This is a genomic window from Methylobacterium sp. CM6241, from assembly GCF_054817845.1.
In genome coordinates this window covers 1,846,596-1,868,453 of the sequence record NZ_CM139246.1, presented here as the reverse complement: position 1 = coordinate 1,868,453, position 21,858 = coordinate 1,846,596, and the positions used below count along the sequence as shown (strand labels likewise).

General features: G+C 66.4%; 16 protein-coding genes and 1 other RNA gene. 4 read left to right on the top strand and 13 right to left on the bottom strand.

All coding sequences use genetic code 11. The features are described 5' to 3' along the window. Positions 1-7 precede the first annotated feature (7 nt). From hisF to dgcN, 3 genes are all read right to left on the bottom strand, one after another. Complete coding sequence (hisF, locus tag ACYQR9_RS08645; RefSeq protein ID WP_056432135.1) at positions 8-784, bottom strand: imidazole glycerol phosphate synthase subunit HisF; 777 nt, start codon at positions 782-784, stop codon at positions 8-10. A gap of 207 nt (positions 785-991) precedes the next feature. Further along, the gene (gene dgcA, locus ACYQR9_RS08640) at positions 992-1,981 is read right to left on the bottom strand and encodes an N-acetyl-D-Glu racemase DgcA (protein ID WP_461229335.1); all 990 of its coding nucleotides are present in this window, start codon (positions 1,979-1,981) and stop codon (positions 992-994) included. Continuing rightward, positions 1,978-3,000: an N-acetyltransferase DgcN gene (gene dgcN, locus ACYQR9_RS08635; protein WP_056432130.1), complete on the bottom strand. Its 1,023-nt coding sequence runs from the start codon at positions 2,998-3,000 to the stop codon at positions 1,978-1,980. The genes dgcA and dgcN overlap by 4 nt, the downstream gene beginning before the upstream one ends. Before the next feature lie 600 nt (positions 3,001-3,600). Here dgcN and maiA point away from each other — a divergent pair. The 3 genes from maiA (at position 3,601) to ACYQR9_RS08620 (ending at position 6,077) form a co-directional block, all read left to right on the top strand. Beyond that, complete coding sequence (gene maiA, locus ACYQR9_RS08630; protein ID WP_056432128.1) at positions 3,601-4,245, top strand: maleylacetoacetate isomerase; 645 nt, start codon at positions 3,601-3,603, stop codon at positions 4,243-4,245. A 115-nt stretch (positions 4,246-4,360) separates the two neighbouring features. Next, positions 4,361-5,692, top strand: a complete 1,332-nt coding sequence (locus ACYQR9_RS08625) for an NAD(P)/FAD-dependent oxidoreductase (protein WP_056432125.1) — start codon at positions 4,361-4,363, stop codon at positions 5,690-5,692. A gap of 61 nt (positions 5,693-5,753) precedes the next feature. Continuing rightward, complete coding sequence (locus ACYQR9_RS08620; RefSeq protein ID WP_207410295.1) at positions 5,754-6,077, top strand: hypothetical protein; 324 nt, start codon at positions 5,754-5,756, stop codon at positions 6,075-6,077. A 15-nt stretch (positions 6,078-6,092) separates the two neighbouring features. On the opposite strand, the gene ACYQR9_RS08615 is transcribed toward ACYQR9_RS08620, so the two are convergent. The 10 genes from ACYQR9_RS08615 to rnpB all read right to left on the bottom strand — a co-directional run bounded on the left by ACYQR9_RS08615 (position 6,093) and on the right by rnpB (position 21,499). Next, on the bottom strand, positions 6,093-9,752 hold the full coding sequence (locus tag ACYQR9_RS08615) for a PAS domain S-box protein (RefSeq protein WP_461229334.1): 3,660 nt from the start codon (positions 9,750-9,752) through the stop codon (positions 6,093-6,095). A 159-nt stretch (positions 9,753-9,911) separates the two neighbouring features. Further along, on the bottom strand, positions 9,912-11,252 hold the full coding sequence (locus tag ACYQR9_RS08610) for an O-antigen ligase family protein (protein WP_461229333.1): 1,341 nt from the start codon (positions 11,250-11,252) through the stop codon (positions 9,912-9,914). A 140-nt stretch (positions 11,253-11,392) separates the two neighbouring features. Next, positions 11,393-12,751 carry a UDP-N-acetylmuramoyl-L-alanine--D-glutamate ligase gene (gene murD / locus ACYQR9_RS08605; protein ID WP_461229332.1) on the bottom strand — a complete coding sequence of 453 codons (1,359 nt, stop codon included), beginning with the start codon at positions 12,749-12,751 and terminating at the stop codon, positions 11,393-11,395. A gap of 209 nt (positions 12,752-12,960) precedes the next feature. Then, entirely contained in the window at positions 12,961-14,043 is a 1,083-nt protein-coding gene (mraY, locus tag ACYQR9_RS08600; protein WP_056432110.1) for a phospho-N-acetylmuramoyl-pentapeptide-transferase, read from the bottom strand. A gap of 128 nt (positions 14,044-14,171) precedes the next feature. After that, positions 14,172-15,635, bottom strand: coding sequence for a UDP-N-acetylmuramoylalanyl-D-glutamyl-2,6-diaminopimelate--D-alanyl-D-alanine ligase (locus tag ACYQR9_RS08595; RefSeq protein ID WP_461229331.1), 1,464 nt, complete (start codon positions 15,633-15,635; stop codon positions 14,172-14,174). 199 nt (positions 15,636-15,834) lie between these two features. After that, positions 15,835-17,304, bottom strand: coding sequence for a UDP-N-acetylmuramoyl-L-alanyl-D-glutamate--2,6-diaminopimelate ligase (locus ACYQR9_RS08590; RefSeq protein ID WP_461229330.1), 1,470 nt, complete (start codon positions 17,302-17,304; stop codon positions 15,835-15,837). Next, positions 17,301-19,016, bottom strand: coding sequence for a peptidoglycan D,D-transpeptidase FtsI family protein (locus tag ACYQR9_RS08585; protein WP_210348164.1), 1,716 nt, complete (start codon positions 19,014-19,016; stop codon positions 17,301-17,303). The genes ACYQR9_RS08590 and ACYQR9_RS08585 overlap by 4 nt, the downstream gene beginning before the upstream one ends. Positions 19,017-19,137: 121 nt before the next feature. Continuing rightward, the gene (gene ftsL, locus ACYQR9_RS08580) at positions 19,138-19,614 is read right to left on the bottom strand and encodes a cell division protein FtsL (RefSeq protein ID WP_207410283.1); all 477 of its coding nucleotides are present in this window, start codon (positions 19,612-19,614) and stop codon (positions 19,138-19,140) included. Beyond that, positions 19,611-20,675 (bottom strand): 16S rRNA (cytosine(1402)-N(4))-methyltransferase RsmH, encoded by a 1,065-nt coding sequence (rsmH, locus tag ACYQR9_RS08575; protein WP_461229329.1) that lies wholly within the window; start codon positions 20,673-20,675, stop codon positions 19,611-19,613. Before rsmH ends, ftsL begins: the two co-directional genes overlap by 4 nt. A 428-nt stretch (positions 20,676-21,103) precedes the next feature. After that, an RNA gene (gene rnpB / locus ACYQR9_RS08570) (RNase P RNA component class A) lies at positions 21,104-21,499 on the bottom strand. A gap of 168 nt (positions 21,500-21,667) precedes the next feature. On the opposite strand from rnpB, the gene ACYQR9_RS08565 reads away from it, so the two are divergent. Further along, positions 21,668-21,844 (top strand): hypothetical protein, encoded by a 177-nt coding sequence (locus tag ACYQR9_RS08565; protein WP_200925922.1) that lies wholly within the window; start codon positions 21,668-21,670, stop codon positions 21,842-21,844. The last annotated feature ends 14 nt before the right edge of the window (positions 21,845-21,858 follow it).

Below are 21,858 nucleotides of genomic sequence, written 5' to 3'. Positions count from 1 at the left end.
GGGCGCATTACGGATCGAGCCGCATGCGCAGGCCGGCCGCCGCCATATGTGCCTTGGCCTCGGCGACGCTGTGCTGGCCGAAATGGAAGATCGATGCGGCGAGAACCGCGCTGGCGCCCCCGTCGCGCACGCCCGCCACGAGGTCGTCGAGGCCGCCGACGCCGCCGGAGGCGATGACCGGCACGGAGACCGCGTCCGAGATCGCCCGCGTCAGGGCGATGTCGTAGCCCGAGCGCATCCCGTCGCGGTCCATGGAGGTGACCAGAAGCTCACCGGCGCCGCGAGCCGCCACGGTGCGGGCGAAGTCGATGGCGTCGAGACCGGTGGGGGTGCGCCCGCCATGGGTGAAGATCTGCCAGGCATCGGGCTCCCCCGGCGCCGAGGTGCGCTTGGCGTCGATGGCGACCACGATGCACTGGCTGCCGAATTTGAGAGCACCACGCTCGACAAAGGACGGATCCTTCACCGCCGCCGTGTTGATGGAGACCTTGTCGGCCCCGGCGAGCAGAAGCGTGCGGATGTCCTCCACCGTGCGTACGCCTCCACCCACGGTGAGCGGCATGAAACAGGCCTCGGCGGTTCGGCTCACCACATCCAGTAGGGTGCCGCGCGCCTCGTGGCTCGCGGTGATGTCGAGGAAGCAGAGTTCGTCCGCGCCGGCCGCGTCATAGGCCTTGGCCGCCTCGACGGGATCGCCGGCATCGCGCAGTTCGAGGAACTGGACGCCTTTAACGACGCGCCCGTCCTTCACGTCGAGGCAGGGGATGATGCGGGTCTTCAACATGGTGGACCTGTCACGCTTGCAGCCGGACTCCGGTCGCAGGCATCGGGCCATGCCCGTCCGGGCACCGTTCCGTCAACTCGATGGTGCGTATCGGCACGATTTTGCAGGATCAACTCTGCAGATTTGAAAGGCGGCCGATCCTGCCGAAACACCCATTCGTGATCCGCGTCAGCCGGGTTTGGCGTCCCCGCGACGATTCCGGTGGCCCTATCCCCACAGATCGGGTGTCGGAGGATGGATGAGGCTGCCGTCGAAGCGCAGAGCCGGGTCGCGGTCCCGCGCCAGGAGCAGCGGCCCATCGAGATCCACGTAATCGGCATGGTGGGCGAGCAGCATCGCCGGGGCCATGGCGAGCGAGGTGCCGACCATGCAGCCGATCATCAGCGAGAGGCCCCGCGCCTTCGCTTCGTGCGCCAGCATCACTGCTTCGGTGAGGCCACCGGCCTTGTCGAGCTTAATGTTGATGGCATCGTAGCGGTTGGAGAGAGCATCGAGGCCGGCACGGTCGTGCAGGCTTTCGTCGGCGCAAATCGGAATCGGCCGCGGGATCTGGGCGAGAAGGTCGTCCTCCCCTGCCGGGAGCGGCTGCTCGATCAGGCCGACGCCCGCAGCGACGCAGGCGGCGAGGTTCGCCTCGATCGTGTTCGCGCGCCACGCCTCGTTCGCATCGACGATGAGGCGTGAATTCGGTGCGCCGCGACGCACGGCGGCGATGCGCTCGGGGTCGCCCTCACCGCCGAGCTTGACCTTGAGAAGGGGGCGATGGGCAGCCCCCCGGGCGGCCTCCTCCATGCTTTCGGGCGTACCGAGGCTCAACGTGTAGGCGGTGGTGGCGACCTGCGGTGCGCTGAGCCCGGCAATCTCCCAAGCCGGTCGGCCGATCTGCTTGGCCTCGAGATCGAGCAGGGCGCAATCGAGGGCGTTGCGTGCGGCGCCAGCCTTCATTCGCGTGAGCAGGTCCGTGCGGGTGGCACCCGAGGCGATGGCGTCGGCCTGTTCAGAGATCAGTGCGCAGACGCTCTCGGGGGATTCGCCGTAGCGAGGATACGGGACGCATTCGCCGCGCCCCACATGCCCCTCTGCCCCATCGACGATGGTGGCGAGTACCACCACGGCTTCCGTGCGGCTGCCCCGAGCGATGGTGAAAGCGCCAGCGATAGGAAAGCGCTCCACGGCGACGGTGAGGCGGCGGCTCATGCGGCGCTCCCGGCCGGAAATTCCGCGAGCATCCGGTCGATAATGCCGTCGACACCGAAGCGAACCGGATCGGTGGCGGGCAGCCCGTGATCGCGAGTGAGGTCTTGGAGCAGGGTTCGCGCTTCGTCCTCCGGCAGTTTCTGCGTGTTCACGGCGATGCCGACAGGGCAGATGGCGGGATTGGTCAGGCTTCCGAGCTGGATCGTCAGGTCGATCACCTGCTGGATCGAGGGAAGCGGGTGCTTGACCCCGCGCATGGTGGTGCGGCTCGGCTCATGGCAGACCACGAAGGCATCGGCCTGGGCGCCGTGCAGCAGCCCCAGACTCACGCCCGCGAAGGACGGATGGTAGAGCGACCCCTGCCCCTCGATCAGGTCCCAGTGGTCGGGATCCGCCGCCGGGGCGATCCACTCCACGGCGCCGGAGATGAAATCCGCCACCACCGCGTCGATGGCGACGCCGCGCCCGGAGATGAACACCCCGGTCTGCCCCGTAGCGCGGAAATCTGCATCGAGCCCGCGTTCCCGCATGGCGCGCTCCAGGGCGAGGACCGTGTACTTCTTGCCCACCGAACAATCGGTGCCGACGCTGAGCAGGCGCCGGCCGGGCCGCCTCGTGCCCTTGCCCGTGTCGAAGGTCTCGCTGGTGTGGCGGACATCGTGAAGCTGCCGCCCGTTCCGCTCGGCCGCTTCGGCGATCTCGGGGATCGAACCGAGGCGCACATGCAGGCCACTGGCGATGTCGAGACCGGCATCGAGCGCTGTGACCACCTCGGACACCCAATGCGGGGGCAGCACACCACCCGCATTGGCGACGCCGATCACCATGGTCTTGCAGCCCTTGGCCACGGCGTCGCTCAGGGTGAGATCGGGGATGCCGAGATCGGCGGCACATCCGGGAAGGCGCAGCTGGCCGACGCACCATTCGGGCCGCCAATCGGCGATGCCGTAAGCCGTCTTGGCGGCGAGCGTATCCGGCACGTCGCCGAGGAACATCAGGTAGGGCGTTTCGATCTGCATCGCGCTGGCATCCGTCGCAATCGGGGGCTGTCGACCGTGTCCCGCCGTCTATGCGCGAACCGGGCGGCGCTGCCAAATGTGCGACTGCCGCCAACCCCGCAATCGACGCAGACAGAATTGTGCTTCCACGGTGAAGCCGCCTCGCCTGCAAGGGGAAGCCAAGACCCCGGATCGTTCCGAGGCACTCGGCCGAAGGCTGTGCCCGACGTCACGGCAGAAGAGCAAAACTGATGCAGGATGCCGCCCAAGAGGTAGGGGGAGGAGTATCGCAAGCTTCCGAGGGAGCAACGGACTGATGCGGCGGGTACGATTACGGCCGGTCGTTCTAGGGGCTCGAACGGGCCAGGCCGGATCCCGCCACGCCTGGCTCTCCCGTTTGGCGCAATGCGGCCATCGGGCAGCAAACCGAGTGATCCGACACTCGAGGATACGCGAACAGGGTCATTCATCGAGCGTAGCGATGCCGCCGCGGATGAAGAAGCTCGACACGTCGTCCATCCTCTCGTGCCACGCTCGTGATGAACTACGACAAGATCATCCCTTGCAACCGGCGCCTTTGTCGGGTGTGGTCCGCGCCAGACAAAGGCGAGGGAGATAGGCATGAGGATGTACGGCAACTGGCGCTCGGCCGCCGCCTTCCGGGTCCGTATCGCCCTTAACCTGAAGGGGATTCCCTGCGAGGAGACCTTCATCGACCTCGACGCTGGCGACCAGTACAAGCCGGATTTCCTGGCCATCAATCCGCAGGCGGCAGTACCGGCCTTCTTCGATGGCGACGGCCCTCCCCTGACCCAATCGCTGGCGATCCTCGACTATCTCGAGGACATCCACCCCGAACCGGCCCTGCTGCCGAAGGAGCCGAGGGCGCGGGCACGCGCCCGTTCCCTTGCGCAGGTCGTCGCCTGCGACACCCATCCGCTCTACGTCCCGCGTGTGCGCAACTACCTGATGTCGGCCTACGACATCCCGAAAGACGAGATGATGGGTTTCGTACGGCACTGGTTCGAGACAGGGCTGAAGACGCTCGAGACCCGCCTCGCCCACGAGCCCGGCACCGGTCGCTACGCGCAAGGGGACACGATCAGCCACGCCGATCTGTGCCTCGTGAGCCTCTGGGTCGGCACCGGCATCTTCGGCGTCGAGACAGCTCCCTATCCCACCGTGAAGCGGATCGCAGAGGATTGCCTGTCGCAGGAGGCTTTCGCGAAAGCGCATCCCCTCCGCCAGCCGGGTGCGCCTGCTTAAGGCGTAGAGCCGGCCTGCACGACGAAGGCTGCCGTTCAAAAAGATTTTGCCTATAATACCCGAGCGGACAAAAAGGGCGTACGGCCTGCCGCTCAACGCTGAAGACGAGGAACGCATGGTACCGGGCGAAACCGTGGACAACCTGCATCGGATCGTGGTCGTCGGCGGAGGCGCGGCGGGGCTTCAGCTGGCCACCAAGCTCGGCGACACGCTGGGCAGGAAAGGCAAGGCTCACGTCACCCTCGTGGACAAGGCCCGCACTCATATCTGGAAGCCTCTGTTGCACGAGGTCGCCGCTGGCAGCCTCGATGTCGGCCACCATGCGGTGGACTATCTCCACCACGCCCACCGCCATCATTTCCGCTATCGTATCGGCTCGATGACGGGACTCGACCGTGGCGCGCGCACGATCCAGCTCGCCGCGAGCCACGATGCCGAGGGGCGTGAGGTCACGCCCGTCCGCTCGATTCCCTACGATACGCTGGTCCTCGCGGTGGGCTCGACCACCAACGATTTCGGCACGCCGGGGGTGAAGGAGAACGCCATCGCCCTCGATACGCAGGAGCAGGCGGTGCGGTTCCACCAGCGCCTGATCAACGGCATGCTGCGCGCCCATACCCAGGTCGGCCCGGTGCGGGCCGGGCAGCTCCACGTGGTGGTGATCGGAGCCGGCGCCACCGGAACCGAGCTCGCGGCGGAACTTCATCGCACGACCCGTGACGTGGCCTCCACCGGTCTCGACAGGATCGATCCTGCCAAGGATCTGAAGATCACCCTCGTCGAAGCGGCGAACCGGATTCTGCCGGCAGTCCCCGAGCGTCTGTCCGCCGACGTCATGACGCTGTTGAACAAGATCGGTGTCGAGGTCCGCACCCAAGCGCGTGTCACCGAGGTCCGCCCCGATGGGGTTCAGCTCGCCGATGGCGGCTTTATTCCCTCCGAGCTCGTCGTCTGGGCGGCTGGCGTGAAGGCGCCGCCCTTCCTGCAGGAGATCGGCGGCCTGGAGACGACGCGCAACAATCAGCTCGTCGTGACGCCGACGCTCCAGACGACACGCGACCCCGACATCTTCGCCATGGGCGATTGCGCCTATCTGGTGGAGAAGGGCTCGGATACCCCGATCCCGCCCCGCGCCCAGGCAGCTCACCAGCAGGCGAGCCACCTGATCAAGCAGATTCCGGTCAAGATGGCGGGCGGGACCCTGAAGCCGTTCAAGTATCGCGATTTCGGCTCGTTGGTCTCCCTCGGGGAGTATTCCACGGTCGGCAACCTGATGGGGTTCATTCAGGGAAAGAACCTGTTCATCGCAGGCCTCTTCGCGCGGATGATGTACCGCTCACTCTACAAGATGCACGAGCAGGCCCTGCACGGCACGATCAAGACGGCGCTCGATGCCATGGCTCGCGCACTGACGCGGCGCACCGAACCACGGGTCAAACTTCACTGAGAACGGCCGGGTTGGCGGGGGGCGCGCCTCGCCCACGGCAGAAACGTGACGAGACACGAGCATGATCGATATCATCCAGGGCCTGCAGCAGCGCAATCCCACGCTTGGCCCCTACGTCCTGGTGCTGCGCTCGGATTCCCGGGCGCGCCATCCTTCGGATCCGGCACGGCTGTGCACCGAAGCCGAGGCCTGGATCGCCGAGAAAGCGCCGGGCGCACGCCTATCGCAGGAGACCGTGCTGATCGCTCCCTATCCGGGCGCGATGCCGACGGAACGCAGCGTCTCGGTGATGGCCTTCAAGGATGCGATGCAATTGGCCGCCTTTGCCACCGCCTGGACGGCAGAGCCGGAACCGGAAGACGAGCCGGTCCCCGCGGACGAATGAGCCTGGCCGGAACGGTCAAGCGGCCTGCAACGTCCTGATCGTTCCGAGCGTGCCGTCCCGGACCACGGCGAGGCGGTGGATCAGCGGCGCCAGATCGTCGCCGTTGCGGCAAGCGTTCTCGATCTCTCGACAGAGGTCGGACAGCCCGACGAAGCCGAGCAGCCCGGCGGCGGACACCATGACATGGGCATCGTAGGCGAGTTCCGGCGGATCGATGCCAGATAGGTCGACCGAGTCCGGAGGGGCCCCGAACCGGTCGACGAGTTCATCTGCCAGCATGGACAGAAGCGCGGTGGCTCGCTCCGGCCCCACCATGTCCTTCAACGTGTCGAAGACCTCCCGGTCGAGAATGGGCGGGGAATCCGGCGCATCGAGGGTAGCCGAAGGATCGGTCCAGCGGGCGATGGCGGCATAGAGCGCGTCGCGCTTGAATGGCTTACCGACGTGGTCGTTCATGCCGGCTGCGGTCAAAGCAGCGAGTTGCTGCGGCAGGACATTGGCCGTCATGGCGATGATCGGTACCGTACAGGCGGGCGCAGGCAGAGCGCGGATGAGGCGCGTGGCGGTAAGCCCGTCCATGCCCGGCATCTGCACGTCCATCAGCACAAGATCATAAGCCTTCGGTCCTTCCGCGGCATCCCGGACCGCGGTCACCGCTTCGGCGCCGTCGCCCACGACCTCGACGCTGTGGCCCGCGAGTTCGAGGACCGCCCGGGCCAAGGCCTGGTTCACCGGCACATCCTCGGCGACGAGAATCCGTGCCCTTCTCGGTGACGCCGAGGCCCGGACAGGCTGCCTTCCCGCTTCTTCTACAGCGACACCGCTCGCTGCGTCGGCGCGCGGCAGGACGAGAGTGAACCAGAAGGTCGATCCTTGCCCGGGAGTGCTGGTGACACCGATCTCCCCGTCCATCATCGAGACCAGGCGACGGCAGATCGCGAGTCCGAGACCGGTACCGCCGAAGCGGCGGCTGATCGAGGAATCGACTTGGCTGAAGCGCTGGAACAGGCGCTCCTGCTGGTCCGCCGAGATGCCGATGCCGGTATCCACCACCTCGAAGCGCAGGACCGGACCAGCTGCCTCCTCGCCGCATTGGCTGACATTGAGGGTGACGGACCCGGAGAGTGTGAACTTCACCGCGTTATTGAGCAGGTTGAGCAGAACCTGCCTGAGCCGGTTCGCATCGCCCATGGTCCAGGGCGGCAGCGCGGGGTCGAGCCGCGAGAGGATGGTCACGGGGCTCTTGAGCGCACTGCCGCGCACGATCTCCACGGTGTTCTCGATCAGGTCGCGTAACGGGAACGGCAGCAATTCCAGCGTGAACTGCCCCGCCTCGATCTTCGAGAAGTCCAGTACATCGTTGACGATGGTGAGGAGCGCATTGCCCGCCCCCTGGATCAATTCGAGGCGGTGCCTGTCGTCGGGCGTCCGACTCGGCTCCTCCAGCAGGAGGTCGGCATAACCGAGAATACTGTTCAGCGGCGTGCGGATTTCGTGGCTCATAGCAGCGAGGAACTCGCTCTTCGCAGCGCTCGCCCCCTCGGCCCTGGCTGTCGCGGCCTGCAATGCGGCCTCTACGGTCTTTCGTTCGGTGATGTCGAAATGCAGGCCGACCATACGATAGGGCGCGCCAGTTAAGTCGTAGAGTACGCGTCCGCAGGTGGAGATCCAGCGCTGCTCGGTTTCCACGAGGATGCGGTATTCCGCGACGTAGTTGAGCTGGTTCCGGATCGCGTGGGCCGCCTCCTCGCGGACCGCCTGCCTGTCATCGGGATGGACGAGCCGGATCCAGTCCCGGACCGGCATCGCCTGGGCGTCCTCCCCGGGGATGCCGAACAGGCCCAGGGCTTTCTGGCTGAGCGTGATCGCGTCCGTCCGGAGGTCGAGGTCCCAGGTACCGGCATCGGCCGCCGTCTGGGCGATGCGGAGCAGGTCGGACGTCTCCTCCAACCGCTGACGCGCGGTGATGATGTCGTCGATGTCGAGGGCAGTGCCGAGCCATTCGGCATCGTCGGGCGCCCGGTCGTCATGGGTCGGGATCGGAATCATCACGATCTTGTGCCAGCGGTAGACGCCGTCGTGGCGGCGCAGGCGTCCCTCCACCATGAACGTCCGCCCCCGTTTGTGGGCGGTCCGCCAAGCGACCTCCATCCGTTCGGCATCGTCGGGATGGTTGCGCGCCGTACGCTCCGTCCTCTCGGGACCGATAGCGCCGTAAAAATCCGTGAAGGCGGGATTCACATAGGTCGCCGTCCCGTCCGGTGGACGCGTCGTCCAGATTAGCGCGGGCAGCGCCTCCGCGAGAGTGCGGTAGCGATCTTCGCTGCGCTGGAGTTCGAGTTCGGCCGCCCGACGCTCGGTGATGTCGCGGGTGATCTCAGCATAGCCGACCACGGAGCCTTGTTCGTCGCGGATGGCGTCGATGGCGACACTGGCGAAGAATTGCGAGCCGTCTCGGCGAACCCGCCAGCACTCGAATTTGACCTTTCCTTCATAAGCAGCGGTCGCAAGCGCGATACGCGGGGCCCCCGCTTCGAGCCCCTCCCTCGTGTAGAAGCGCGAGACGTGACGCCCGATGGCATCCTGGGCGGAATAGCCGGTGATACGCTCCGCGCCGCTGTTCCAGTTGGCGACATGCCCGGTCCGGTCGAGGGTGACGAAGGCGCAATCGCTCACCGCGTCCACGAGACGGCGGAACTGGCTCGTCCGCTCCCGCAGGGCGGCGTCGGAATTCCGGGCGTCCGTCACGTCGATGGCGGTGCCGACCAGACCTACGGTCAGACCCGCCACGTCGCATTCGCAGATGCCACGAACCACCATCGTCCGGATTTCTCCCGTGGGACGAACCATCCTCGCTTCGAAGGCGAAAGCATCTCTTCGCTCCAGCGCATTGGAGATGCTGGACCGAACCAGCTCACGGTCGTCGGGATGATGCAGATCGATGGCCCCGTCGAATGTCGGCGCGGAGGTCGCGGGATCGAGCCCGGCAATCCCGTAGATGCCGGTGGACCAGAAGGTCTGGCCATCGGCGAGCCGAACGCGCCAATGGCCGATCCCGGCAACCTCTTCCGCCATGGCGAGCAGGTGATGCGCGCTGGCGAGCGCGCTCTGGCGCTGCTGCAACTCTTCCCGCTGGTCGGCGATGGTCGCCTGATGGGCCGCGCGTTCCTCGGCCTCGCGGACCAGCCTCACATGGGCGTCCGCGAGGCGAAGATGGGCGGTGACGGTGGCCGCGAGGTCGTGCAGAGCCGCTTCATCCTCCACGCCGAACGGGCGCGGAGTGCTGTGCATGAGACAGAACGAGCCGACGCGGAAACCCGATTCGAGGCACAGTGGCACGCCGGCGTAGAAGACGATGGGATCGGGGCCGGTCACCAGGGGGTTCCCGGCGAAGCGCGGATCGAGGCGCGCATCCGGCACCACGAGCATGTCGCCACCGGCGATGGTGTGATGGCAGAACGATTCGAGGCGCGGCATCTCCTTGCGGCCGAGATCGCAGTCCGACTTGATCCACTGCCGGTCGGAATCGATGAAGGCAACATAGGCCTTCTCGACCCCGAAAAGGCGTTTGGCCGTGCGCGACACCGCCTCGAAATGCTCTTCGGGGCGTGTATCGAGGATGCCGAGCCTGTGAAGCGCAGCAACGCGCTCGGCCTCGTCAGTCGGCGTGATCAAGAAGCTGCCCTCATCGAGCTGCTGTGCCAGCTCTGCGATGACTCACACCTACCGGCCGTGACGCTAACGATCGATGTATCGAATATGATTTCCACATGCCCGCATCGCATTCTCCACAGGGCGCTGTGTAATCCCTTCATCGACGATACTTTTCAAAGATCACGGTCGGCCGCGATCGAGAATGACGGTAGTCGCTCGTTGCTGATTCAACCAGCGCACACGGGCCGCTTCAAGTCCCCACACCATGCCAAGCATCATATAAACATGACGCCATTTCTCGATATCAATCTGGAATGCTTGCAGAAAGAACATCAGCAAGGCTGGAAACACGATTTGGGCGAGCCCCTGATACGGCGATGGTTTAAGGCACAAGCGAAATCCGACGAAGATCGATGTCAGGACCATAGAGACGAAAGCGAAACCTCCGAGCCACCCGCCATTTGCGAAACCACCGATATAGGAATTGTGCGGCTCCAGATCGAAGACCACGCGCCATCTCAGCGGCCCGAAACCGAGGGGGCGATCGATGAGCATCGGGATGCCGCGGCGCTGGTTGCCGAACCGGCCGGTCTCGCCTTCGTCATAATCCTTCGTGACCTGCGCCCGATCGGTGAACCGCTCCGAGACACCCTCCATCGACAGAAGGCCGCCGATCAGGAGCGCACCGACGAGTACGGCGAGGGCCGACAATCGGGCGATCCGCTGCCGAATCGCACGCGACGGAGAGGTCACGAATGTGAGGCTGATCGTCAGAAGAATGCCAAGCAGGCACGCCCCCCAGGACCCGCGCGAGAAGGAGAGGAAGACGCAGGCCAGGAGAACGAGTAGCGCCGTCGTCGACAGGAACACCCGCTGTGTCTCACCCACCAGCATCCGGCGAATGAGGTACAGCACCGACAGGATCAGGAAGGATCCAAGCAGGTTGGGATCCTGGAACACGCCCGAGGCACGGCCGTCCATCTTGAACAGCACGTCTTCGCCGAGCACGTCGAAATAGCTAAAGATGCCGCAAATCGCGGCGAAAAGGGCCCCGGCGAGGTAGGCCTTGAGGACGAATCCGACCCTTTCCGAGGTCTCGTCCGAGAAGAACATCACGAAGAAGATCCCGGTCAAACCGAGATAGACGGCCTGATACGTCCATTCGACCGAATTGCTCTCGTCGAGATAGGGTATCAGCGCGATGACGATCGCCATCAGATAGATCAGCAGAAGCGCGACGATGAGGATCGTCGAGCGGTAGAGCCTGATCCCCAGAAGGAACCACAACGCGATCGTCGGCAATGCCAGAAAATCATAGGGCGACGGCTTCATGAAGGTGAAGCACGTGAAAAAGATGACCAGCGCCAACAGCGCATAGCCGAGGGTGTGGAGCGGGCCCGACGAGACACGGCGAGGATCAGCCGACGCCATATCGACGCCCGCCGCACTCGCGCTCCATCTCCCGCCTGCCGCCATTCCGCCCGTCCAACCCGCCTGAGGATACGCGCCCGGCCTCAGCATGAGGCACTCCCCGTCAGCGAAGACTTAAACCGACGGTCTTGCGTCCCCCGCATGCCGAGGGCGGTCGCCCAAGCGTCAGGCCGTCGCTGTCCTGGGAAGCCGGGGGCGGACCAGGATTGCCTTGATCACGCGGCGTCGGATTACCCGATCAGCCCCCGCACGAGCGCGCGGAACTGGTCGCCCCGATCTTCGAAACTCTTGAACTGGTCGTAGGAGGCACAGGCCGGCGAGAGGAGGACCACCGGCTCCGGCGCCTCTGATCTCGCAGCAGCCTCCGCCGCTTGCTTCGTCGCCACATCCAGGGTGCCGCAGCGCGTATAGGGCACCCTCCCCTCCAGTGTCGCGGCGAAGACGTCGCTCGCTGCGCCGATGAGGTAGGCGTGGGCAACGCGGTCGAACAGAGGCTCCAGCAGGTCGATACCACCCTCTTTCGGCTTGCCACCGAGGATCCAATGAATGTCGCGGAAGGCGGTGAGAGCCTTCTCGGTGGAATCCGCGTTGGTCGCCTTGGAATCGTTGACGAAGAGCACCAGCTCGCGCCGGCCGACCTGCTCCATCCGATGCGGCAGGCCGGGAAAAGTCTCCAATGCGGAAACGATCTCGTCACCCGTCACACCGAGAGCTTGGGCCACGGCGATGGCGACGGCGGCGTTCTGCCAGTTATGGGCGCCCCGGAGCGAGCCGATGCCGGAGACATCCGCGATGGCCTCCGCGGAGCGCCCGGCCACGATCCCGTCGCGGACGGTCAGCCCATCCACGTCCTGTTGCGCGACGCCGATCCGCACGAGCGCCCCCCTATGCCGGTCGGCGATGGCGCGGCTCGGCTCGTCATCGACCCCGACCACCGCGAGGGCGGAGCCATTGACGAGGCGCGCCTTGATCGCCGCATAATTCTCCATCGTGCCGTGGCGGTCGAGATGGTCGGGCGTGATGTTCAGGAGCACGCCGATGCTCGGAGCCAGCGACGGCGTCAGGTCGATCTGGAACGAGGACAGTTCGATGACGTGACAGCGCCCCGGCGCCGGTGCCTCCAGTGACAGGATCGCGGTGCCGATATTCCCGCCCATCTGCACGTCACGACCCGCTTTGGCCAGGATATGAGCGATCAGCGCCGTGGTGGTCGACTTGCCGTTCGTGCCGGTGATGGCGACGAAAGGTGCATCGGGGGCGGTCTTCGCCCGCTCGCGGCAGAACAGCTCGACATCGCCGATAATTTCTATCCCGGCGGCCTCGGCGAGACCGACGCTCCAATGGGGTACGGGATGGGTCAGCGGTACGCCGGGCGCCAGGATCAAGGCGGCAAAACCCGACCAGTCTGCGCTGCGCAGATCCGCAACGGTGACGCCCTGTTCTCGCGCCTTTGCCTGACTCTCGGTACTGTCGTCCCAGGCGACGACGCGGGCGCCCCCGGCCTGGAGCGAGACCGCCGTGGCGAGGCCGGAGCCGCCGAGGCCGAACAGGGCGACCGTGCGGCCGGCGAAGGTGGTGGCGGGGGTCATGCGGGTCTCGAACTCGCCAATGCTCTGATCTCTGTCCCCCTCCCTCTACCTCATCCTGAGGTGCCCGCGCGAGCGGGCCTCGAAGGAGGCCTTCAGAGCCCAATGCACGAAGTGGAGGGCTCCTTCGAGGCCGCCGCTCCGCTGCGGCGCCTCAGGACGAGGTGGATCGGCGGGAGGAAGACCAGTTGTGACGAACCATCATACGACGCTCAGCGCAGCTTCAGCGTCGCGAGGCCGGCGAGCGCCAGGATTACGGCGATGATCCAGAACCGGATGACGACCTGCGGCTCCTTCCAGCCCTTCTGCTCGAAATGGTGGTGGATTGGCGCCATGCGGAAAACGCGCTTGCCGGTGAGCTTGAACGAGGCGACCTGGATGATCACCGACATGATCTCCAAGACGAACAGGCCGCCGACGATGGCAAGGACGATCTCGTGCTTGGTGGCGACCGCCACGGTGCCGAGCAGGCCGCCGAGGGCGAGCGAGCCGGTATCGCCCATGAAGATCTGCGCAGGAGGGGCGTTGAACCACAGGAAGCCGAGCCCCGCCCCGATGACTGCACCACAGACGACCGCGAGTTCGCCGGTGTCGCGGACGTAGTTCACCTGGAGGTATCCGGCGGTGAAGACGTTGCCGACCAGATAGGCGATGACCCCGAAGGTTCCACAGGCGATCATCACCGGCACGATGGCGAGGCCGTCGAGGCCGTCGGTGATGTTCACGGCGTTTCCGGCACCAACGATGACGAAGCCGGCGAACAGCACGTAGAACCAGCCGAGATTCAGCAGGGCATCCTTGAAGACCGGGAAGGCGAGCTGGTTCTGGAGCGCGGGCGCCGAATAATACGAGATCAGGGTGCAGGCAGAGATGGCGATGGCGGCTTCGAGCAGGAGCCGGAACTTGCCAGAGAACCCCTTATGCGACTGCTTCGTCACCTTGAGATAATCGTCGTAGAAGCCGATGGCACCAAAGCCCAGGGTCACCGCGAGGGTCACCCAGACGAAGTGATTGCGCGGGTTGGCCCAGAGCAGGATCGCCACGATGGCACCGGCCAGGATCATCAGCCCGCCCATGGTCGGCGTGCCGCGCTTGGTCAGATGAGTCTGCGGACCGTCCTCGCGGATCGGCTGGCCCTTGCCCTGGCGCAGGCGCAGCAGCGAGATGATGAGTGGCCCGAACCAGAACACGAACAGGCCCGCCGTGAACAGCGCGCCGCCGGTGCGGAAGGTGATGTAGCGGAAGACGTTGAGGGGCGAGAGCGTGCCGCTCAGGTCCGACAGGAGATACAGCATCCGACACCCGGTCGCGGTTTGTCTGAGAATGGATCATCGGGGTTGGAGGAGGCCGCGCGCCTTTCCATCCCCGCCGTGCACCCGGCTGGCGGGCGAACCCGGTGCGAGGCCGGGCCTGACACGGAGGTCTATTGGCGGATCGCGGCCTGCGCCGACTCGGCGCGGTCCACCGCGTCCGCGTAGCGGGCTTTGAGAGCTTCGACAATGTGACCCATGCGGATGCTGTTCGACCCCTTCACCATGACGGCGTCTCCGGCGCGGAGGGCGCCGATGAGCGGATCGACCAGATCCGACGAAACGCCCGCCGAGACGCCGCGCCGGCTCACCGGCAGCGCCTCGAACAGATGCCGCATCATCGGGCCGGCGGTGAAGACGAGGTCGATCCCGCCCGCTTCCACGGCGGAGGCGAGCGCGCGGTGGTGATCTTCGGCCGAAGCGCCGAGTTCGAGCATGTCGCCTAGGACCGCGATGCGGCGCCCGCGCGGCCCCGTCTCGATTCCCGACAAGGTGGCCAGAGCCGCCCGTACCGAGGCCGGGTTGGCGTTGTAACTCTCGTCCACCAGGAAGGCCTCGCCCTCCTTGAGCCGCAAGGCCGTGCGCTCGCCACGCCCCACCGGCGGTTTCAGCGCGGCGAGCGACAGGACAGCGCGGGCGTGATCGGCCCCGAGAGCATGAACCACCGCCATGACGCCGAGGGAGTTCATCGCCACGTGCCGGCCCGGCGTGCCGAGCTGGTAGGTGACGGGGACGCCCATCACCACCGCGTCCACCACCGAGAGATCGGGCCGCATGACGATGCGAAGGGCGCGGACATCCGCCTCCTCATGCTCACCGAACGTGACGACCCGCCCCGCCTTCGAGGCATGCGCATGGGCGAGCAGCCGCGGGTAGTTCGGATTGTCGCGGTTGATGATGGCGGTCCCGCCCGTACTCAACCCGGAAAAGATCTCACCCTTGGCATCGGCGATGGCCGAGAGCGAGGCGAAGTGCTCGATATGCACCGGCTCGACCGTGGTGATCAGCGCGATGTCGGGCCGGACCATGGCGGTCAACGGCACGATCTCGCCCGGATGGTTCATGCCGATCTCGAACACGCCGTAACGGCTCTCGGCCGGCATCCGCGCCAAAGTCAGGGGCACGCCCCAATGGTTGTTGTAGGAGGCGATGGAGGCATGGGTCTCGCCCTGAGCCGAGAGGACGTGCAGCAGAGCCTCTTTCGTGCCGGTCTTGCCCACCGAGCCGGTGACGGCGACGATGCCGGCCTGGCTGCGGGCGCGCGAGGCCTGGCCCAGAGCCCGCATGGCGTCGAGGATCGGGTCCTCGCTCGTCCCCGATACCGCGAGAAGGCCCCCTGCCCCGGCGAATTCCTCGGCCCGGTCAGCCGCGACCACGGCCGCCCCGGCACCACGCGCCAGGGCATCGCGAACGAAATCGTGACCGTCCCGCGCCTCGCCGCGGATGGCGAAGAACAGGTCGCCCGGCTGCAGCGTCCGCGTGTCGATGGAGGCACCGGTGATCGGCTTCGGGTTGCCGCGCAAGGTGCCGCCGGTAGCGGCTTCCAGGGCCTCGGGGGTCCAGAGGGGCGTCGTCATCGGGCGGACTCATGCATGGGGCGACCGCGCGCGTACCCTCCCCCCTCTGCGGGGGGAGGTGGCCCGCGAAGCGGGTCGGGAGAGGGGAGCGCCGGTTCCGGAGAGGTCGTCCCCTCTCCCGCCTGCTCCGCAGGCACCCTCCCCCACAAAGGGGGGAGGGAGAGACGCGCTGAAGACAGCGTTTCACCCTGAGTCGATCTCACGCCCCCACCTCCGCGATCGCTGACCGGACAACTGCGTGATCCGAGAACGGGAGCACCTGTGTGCCCACGATCTGGCCGGTTTCATGACCCTTGCCGGCCACCACCAGCACGTCGCCGGCCCGGAGCCCGCGCACGGCGGTCTGGATCGCCTCGGCCCGGTCGCCGATCTCGGTGGCACCGGGAGAAGCGGCGAGAATGGCAGCGCGGATCGAGGCCGGGTCTTCGCTGCGTGGGTTGTCGTCGGTGACGATGACGAGGTCGGCTTTCCGCGCCGCGATGGCGCCCATGAGCGGGCGCTTGCCGGCATCGCGGTCGCCGCCGCAGCCGAAAACGCAAGTTAGGCGACCTGTCGCGAAGGGGCGGAGCGCATCGAGCACGCTCTCCAGGGCTTCGGGCTTGTGGGCGTAATCCACGAGGCAGAGGGCACCGTTGACCTCGCCGATCCGTTCCATGCGGCCGGGCACGCCGGTGAGGTGTTCGAGGGCGGCGAGAATATCGGCCATGCGGTCGAGGCCGATGGCGGCGCCGACGAGACCGGCGGCGAGAAGCGCGTTCTCGACCTGGAACCCGCCCACGAGGGGAAGCGCGACGTGACGGGTCGCGGCCTCACCGTGCAGGCGGATGGTGAGGGCCTGGGAGAACCCCTCGGTGCGGGCATCCAGAAGACGGATCGTCTCGCCTGTCCGGCCGGTGGTCAGGATGTCGTGCCCGGCTTCCCGCGCCACCTCGATGACGCGCTCGGAATAGGGGCCGTCCGCATTGATCACGGCGGGCCTGCCGGCAGGCAGCAACGTCGTGAACAACCGCAACTTGGCCTGGAGATAGTCCTCGATGGTGGGGTGGTAATCGAGGTGGTCGCGACCGAAATTGGTGAAACCGGCGACGGCGAGCCTTACGCCATCGAGTCGGCGCTGCTCGATCCCGTGCGAAGACGCTTCCATGGCCAGATGCGTGATGCCGTCATCGGCCAGCCGCGCCAGGATCTCGTGCAGCGAGACCGGGTCGGGCGTCGTCAGCGAGCCGTATTCGGCGCCCCGATCGGTGACGACCCCTACCGTGCCGAGGCTGGCAGAAGGAAGGGAGAGACGCGACAGGATCTGGCGGACGAAATCGGCCACCGAGCTTTTGCCGCTGGTACCGGTCACGGCGATCACGGTCTCCGGCTGGCGCCCGGAAAAGCGCGCGGCAGCCAGAGCCAATGCCCGTCGCACGTCGGGAACGGCGATCCAGAGAGCCTCTGCCGGCAGGTCGGCGGGCCGGTCGCCCTCCCCCAGGATGGCGACGGCGCCATCCGTGAAGGCCTTGGCGGCGAAGACCTTGCCGTCCACCCGCGTGCCGGGCACCGCCACGAAGACGCCGCCGGGAACGACCCGGCGGCTATCGGCCGTGATGCCCGTCACGATCGCGCTGGAGGCCGGCCCGACATCGAGGTCCGGGAACAGCGAACCGAGATTCATGTCGCTCATCGCGGGTCGAGCATCGTCGCGTGATAGGCGCCGAGCTTCACCATCAGGGGGAATGGCTTCACCGGCGGATCGAATTGCGGCGGCAGACCGATGATCGGGGCGACGCGCTCGATCACCCGGCCGGTCACGACGCCCGAATTCCAGGCGGCGGTGGCGTAGCCGCCGGATTCCGGCAGGCCCTGCGGCTCGTCCATGATGGTGACGAACAGGTATTTCGGGTTGTTCATGGGCGCGGCTGCCATGAAGGTCGTGAACAGGCGGTTCTTGACGTAGCGGCCGTGGATGACCTTCTCCGCCGTGCCGGTCTTGCCGCCGACATAGTAGAGCGGGATCGACGCCTTCTTGGCCGAGCCTTCCACCGCGTTGAGGCGCATGATGAAGCGCATCGCCTCGCTGGTCTCGGGCTTGAGCACGCGGGTCGCCTTCTTTAGCGCCTCGGCTTCCGTCGTCTTAAGGAAGGTCGGCACGATCAGGTTACCGCCGTTCGTGATCGCGCCCACCGCCGCCGCCGCCTGGAGCGGCGCGACCGCGAGGCCGTGACCGAACGCGATGGTGATGGTGTTGATCTCGGTCCAGCGCGAGGGAACGATGGGCTCGGCGCTTTCGGGCAACTCCGTCCGCATCCGGTCGGTGAGGCCCATCTTCTTCAGGAAGGCCCTGTGACCTGGCACGCCGATGCCGAGCGCCATCTTGGCCGAGCCGATGTTGGAGGAGTGCGTGAACACCTCCGGCATAGTGATGGTGCGGTTGGTACCGTGATATTCGTGGATCTTCTGCCGGCCCCAGGTCAGCACGCCACCGCGCGTATCGAAGGTCGAGTTGACGTTGTACTTGCCGGAATCGAGCGCCATGGCGAGGGTCATCGCCTTGAAGGTCGAGCCCATCTCGTAGACGCCGACATTCATCCGGTTGATCCGGTCGGGATTGTTGGCCTCGGCCGGGTTGTTCGGGTCGAAATCCGGCAGGGAGGCGAGTGCAATCACCTCGCCGGTGGTCACGTCGAGGATCAGGCCTGCCGCGGCCTTGGCCTTGAAGTGATCGACGCCCCAGGCCAGCTCGTCGCGCAGGGCGAACTGGGCCCGCAGGTCGATGGAGAGCTGAACCGGACGCAGGTCGGTGGCCTTGGCGACGAAGCCGAGGCTGTTCAGGTCCTTCAGACCGGTATTGTCGATGTACTTCTCGATACCGGCGATGCCGATATTGTCGAGGTTGGTCACACCCAGAATATGGGCCGCCGCCGTACCGTTCGGGTAGACGCGCTTGTGGTCGGGCAGGAAGCCGACGCCGGGAATGCCGAGGCGATGCACTTCGAGCTGCTGCTTCGGGGTGATCTCGCGCTTGACCCAGACGAAGCCCTTCTTCGTCGAGAGCTTGGCACGCAGATCGGTGGCGTTGAGCTCGGGTAGGACGGCGGTCAGAAGCTCGACCGCCTCGTCCTTGTCGTAGATGTTCTTCGGCTCGGCGAAGACCGACACGGTGCGGATGTCTGTGGCGAGGATCTCACCATTGCGGTCGACGATGTCGGGGCGGATCGCCGTGGTGGCCGCGGCGGCGACGCGGTTGTCTCCGTTATCGGCCTGAGGGAAGGCCGCCATCGCCACCAGTCGGCCGGCGATGGTCAGGAACACCAGCGCGAAACCGAGGCCGACGAGGCCGACGCGAGCATAGGACCGCTCGATAGCGAGGTGGAACATCGCCCGCACCAAGCCCATCGGCGTCCAAGGCGGGCGCGTGGCGGCCACGGGCTGCGGAGCGCCTTCCTGCGGAAGAGCATCACCGGCCTCGTCGGCGGCGTGGAGCGTGTGATCGTGAACGGTCTCGTCTGACACGGGACTACCTCGAAACCGTATTGGGCGTTCTGGTGGTTTGGACGGTGGTCGTCTTGATCGTCGACGCGGTCACAGTCGGCTTGGTGGTGGTCGTACGCGTGGTGATCGACCCGGTCGTCCTCGGCTCATCGGCAGTCTTCGCCGAAGATTTTTCCTTGGGCGTTGCGGTGGCGGCCAGCAGGCGACCGATCTCGTCACCGCGGTCTGGGCGCATCGGCAGGTCGGAGAGACGGCCGAGATGATTCACGCCGATGGGCTCCAGGGCAAGATGACGCTCGACGGCAGCCTGAAGGCGGTCTGGCCGGGTCAGGAGCTGCCACTCGGCCCGGAGCACCGCGATGGCCTGCCGCTCCTTGTGGAGCTGGCTCTTGGCCTTCGAGACCTGACCGGCCTGGTACAGCGTGTCGTACTTGATCGAGTAGGCGTAAATCGCCGAGCCGATCAGTCCGAGAATGGCGACGACGTTCAGGAGACGGATCACCGACGCACTCCACCGCTCTTCGAGACGAGGTGACCGCGCTGGGCGGGAAGAGCCGCCAGCGCTTCGATGGCCGCCAGCGGCGGCGCGGCCGGCGCCATGGTCCGCTCCGCCGCCCGGAGCTTGGCCGAGCGCGAGCGGGGATTGGCATGAACCTCGGAGTCGGAGGCCGTCACCGGGCCCTTCGTCACCATGGTGAAGCTGCGCGGGGTCGGCGCATCGGCGCTTGGCAGATGACGGGAGGCCTGGGCCGCCCGACCGCTGCGCGCGGAGAAGAACTGTTTGACGATACGGTCTTCAAGGGAATGGAAGGTGACCACGGCGAGGCGTCCGCCCGGCCGGAGGATTCGCTCGGCGGCATGGAGCGCCTGGACGAGTTCGCCCAATTCGTCGTTCACGGCGATGCGTAGCCCCTGGAACGTCCGGGTGGCCGGATGGATCCCACTGGCGGGATCCGCCCAGACCACGCTCGACACGATCTCGGCGAGCGCCGCCGTGGTCTCGATCGGGCCTTTCCGCCTGGCCTCGATGATGGCGCGGGCCACCGCCCGCGAGCGGCGCTCCTCGCCGTAATGGTAGATGATGTCGGCCAGCGTCGCCTCCTCGGCGCCATTGACGAGGTCGGCGGCGCTCTGGCCGGCGCGCTCCATGCGCATGTCCAAGGGCCCATCGTTGCGGAACGAGAAGCCGCGGTCGGCCTGGTCGATCTGCATCGAGGAGACGCCGATATCGAGGACGACGGCGTCGGCAGATTCGATGCCTTGTTCCCTGACAAGCGTTTCAAGCGTGCCGAACCGGCCGGGCACGAGGGTCAAACGCCCTTCGGAAGCTGCCACGAGGCCGGCGCCACTTGCGATGGCAGTGGGATCCCGGTCGATCGCGAGCACGCGGATCCCTGGATCGGCTTGCAGCATCGCGCGGGTGTAGCCGCCTGCACCGAAGGTTCCGTCGACAACAAGGGATGTGCCCGGAAGTGCGAGCGATGCCACGACTTCGGCGATTAGGACGGGAATATGCGGCGCAGCGGTAACCGCGCCGGCGGCGGCGGCATGAGTGAGCGTCATGCCGAAACCCGACCGGCGGCTCGGAACGGAACCGATCGCGGAGACCCGCACCGGGCTGGAACGAGTCGGGGACGCCAGGCGGCGGCGGAAGATGGGATGTGACGCATGCGTCCCTGCGGCGGGCATCGACCGCTTCGAGGCGGCCGGAGGAGACGGAACGGCAAAGAAAGAGGAGACGTCGCGGACGCGGCCCGCACTTCGCCCCCGGCGAGCGCCCTGCGCGTCCGCCGTTCCCAAAATCGCCGCTGACGAAGTGATTCCGGGTAACATGAGCCTCTGAGCACCGTCAACGCGCGGACTCGCATGTGAGCCGCCGAGTCCGATCAGACCTCAGCAAGGTTAACCGACGGTAAGTTTCGTCGGTTTTATGCAGCGTATTCGTTGGGTGTGAGAGAGCTCGCCAAGCGCTGGCCGATGCCGGCGGAAAGAGGATCAGCCAGCCTTTAAGCCGGGTTCTGTAGGGCCCGGAAGCGAACTTCCGGACGTGGCGGCCATTCCTCTGGGACGTTCGTTACCGAACGCCTCGAGCAACCAACCCGGGCGACGAGCCTGGAGAGAGGGCCTGCCTCGTCCCTTTCGGGAGAAGGCGTGTCGCCCCTATTCGGTTTTGCTCCCGGTGGGGTTTGCCGTGCCGTCCGCGTTGCCGCGTCCGCGGTGCGCTCTTACCGCACCCTTTCACCCTTACCCTGCATGAAGCAGGGCGGTCTGCTCTCTGTGGCACTGTCCCTGGGGTCGCCCCCGCCGGACGTTATCCGGCACCGTCTCTCCATGGAGCCCGGACTTTCCTCCCCGGTTCGCACCGGAGCGGCCGCCCGGCCGACTGATCCGGCGCGGATGTGCGCCGCCATCGCGCCCGAGGTCAAGGAGCCGGATGCCCATCCGGGCGCCATGGCGGGATTTTGTTCGGCGGCTTGCTCGACGATCGACGCGGCCCTAGCTCATCGAATAGGGCCACGCCCATCGCGGCGGCCCGCCCACGTGAGGAGGTGACCATGGCAACGAGCGATTCGGCCTGGACGCTCGAAAACGTATCCGAACTCCGGACGCTGGCGCGCGAGCGCGTACCGGTCTCCATCATCAGCCTGAAGCTCAAGCGGCCGATCGAAGCCGTCTCGGCCAAGCTCGCCGAACTCGGCATCACACCGGCCAGCGAAGCGGGCGGCGCATAGATCTAAAACCGGGT

Excerpts from the sequence above, each read along its gene's own strand:
- dgcN (WP_056432130.1), bottom strand. The coding sequence starts at position 3,000 with ATGCAGATCGAAACGCCCTACCTGATGTTCCTCGGCGACGTGCCGGAT.
- ACYQR9_RS08625 (WP_056432125.1), top strand. The coding sequence starts at position 4,361 with ATGGTACCGGGCGAAACCGTGGACAACCTGCATCGGATCGTGGTCGTC.
- ACYQR9_RS08610 (WP_461229333.1), bottom strand. The coding sequence starts at position 11,252 with ATGCTGAGGCCGGGCGCGTATCCTCAGGCGGGTTGGACGGGCGGAATG.
- rsmH (WP_461229329.1), bottom strand. The coding sequence starts at position 20,675 with ATGACGCTCACTCATGCCGCCGCCGCCGGCGCGGTTACCGCTGCGCCG.
- ACYQR9_RS08620 (WP_207410295.1), top strand. The coding sequence starts at position 5,754 with ATGATCGATATCATCCAGGGCCTGCAGCAGCGCAATCCCACGCTTGGC.
- ACYQR9_RS08595 (WP_461229331.1), bottom strand. The coding sequence starts at position 15,635 with ATGACGACGCCCCTCTGGACCCCCGAGGCCCTGGAAGCCGCTACCGGC.
- maiA (WP_056432128.1), top strand. The coding sequence starts at position 3,601 with ATGAGGATGTACGGCAACTGGCGCTCGGCCGCCGCCTTCCGGGTCCGT.
- ACYQR9_RS08565 (WP_200925922.1), top strand. The coding sequence starts at position 21,668 with ATGGCAACGAGCGATTCGGCCTGGACGCTCGAAAACGTATCCGAACTC.
- mraY (WP_056432110.1), bottom strand. The coding sequence starts at position 14,043 with ATGCTGTATCTCCTGTCGGACCTGAGCGGCACGCTCTCGCCCCTCAAC.
- ACYQR9_RS08585 (WP_210348164.1), bottom strand. The coding sequence starts at position 19,016 with ATGGGCTTGGTGCGGGCGATGTTCCACCTCGCTATCGAGCGGTCCTAT.
- dgcA (WP_461229335.1), bottom strand. The coding sequence starts at position 1,981 with ATGAGCCGCCGCCTCACCGTCGCCGTGGAGCGCTTTCCTATCGCTGGC.
- ACYQR9_RS08590 (WP_461229330.1), bottom strand. The coding sequence starts at position 17,304 with ATGAGCGACATGAATCTCGGTTCGCTGTTCCCGGACCTCGATGTCGGG.
- hisF (WP_056432135.1), bottom strand. The coding sequence starts at position 784 with ATGTTGAAGACCCGCATCATCCCCTGCCTCGACGTGAAGGACGGGCGC.
- murD (WP_461229332.1), bottom strand. The coding sequence starts at position 12,751 with ATGACCCCCGCCACCACCTTCGCCGGCCGCACGGTCGCCCTGTTCGGC.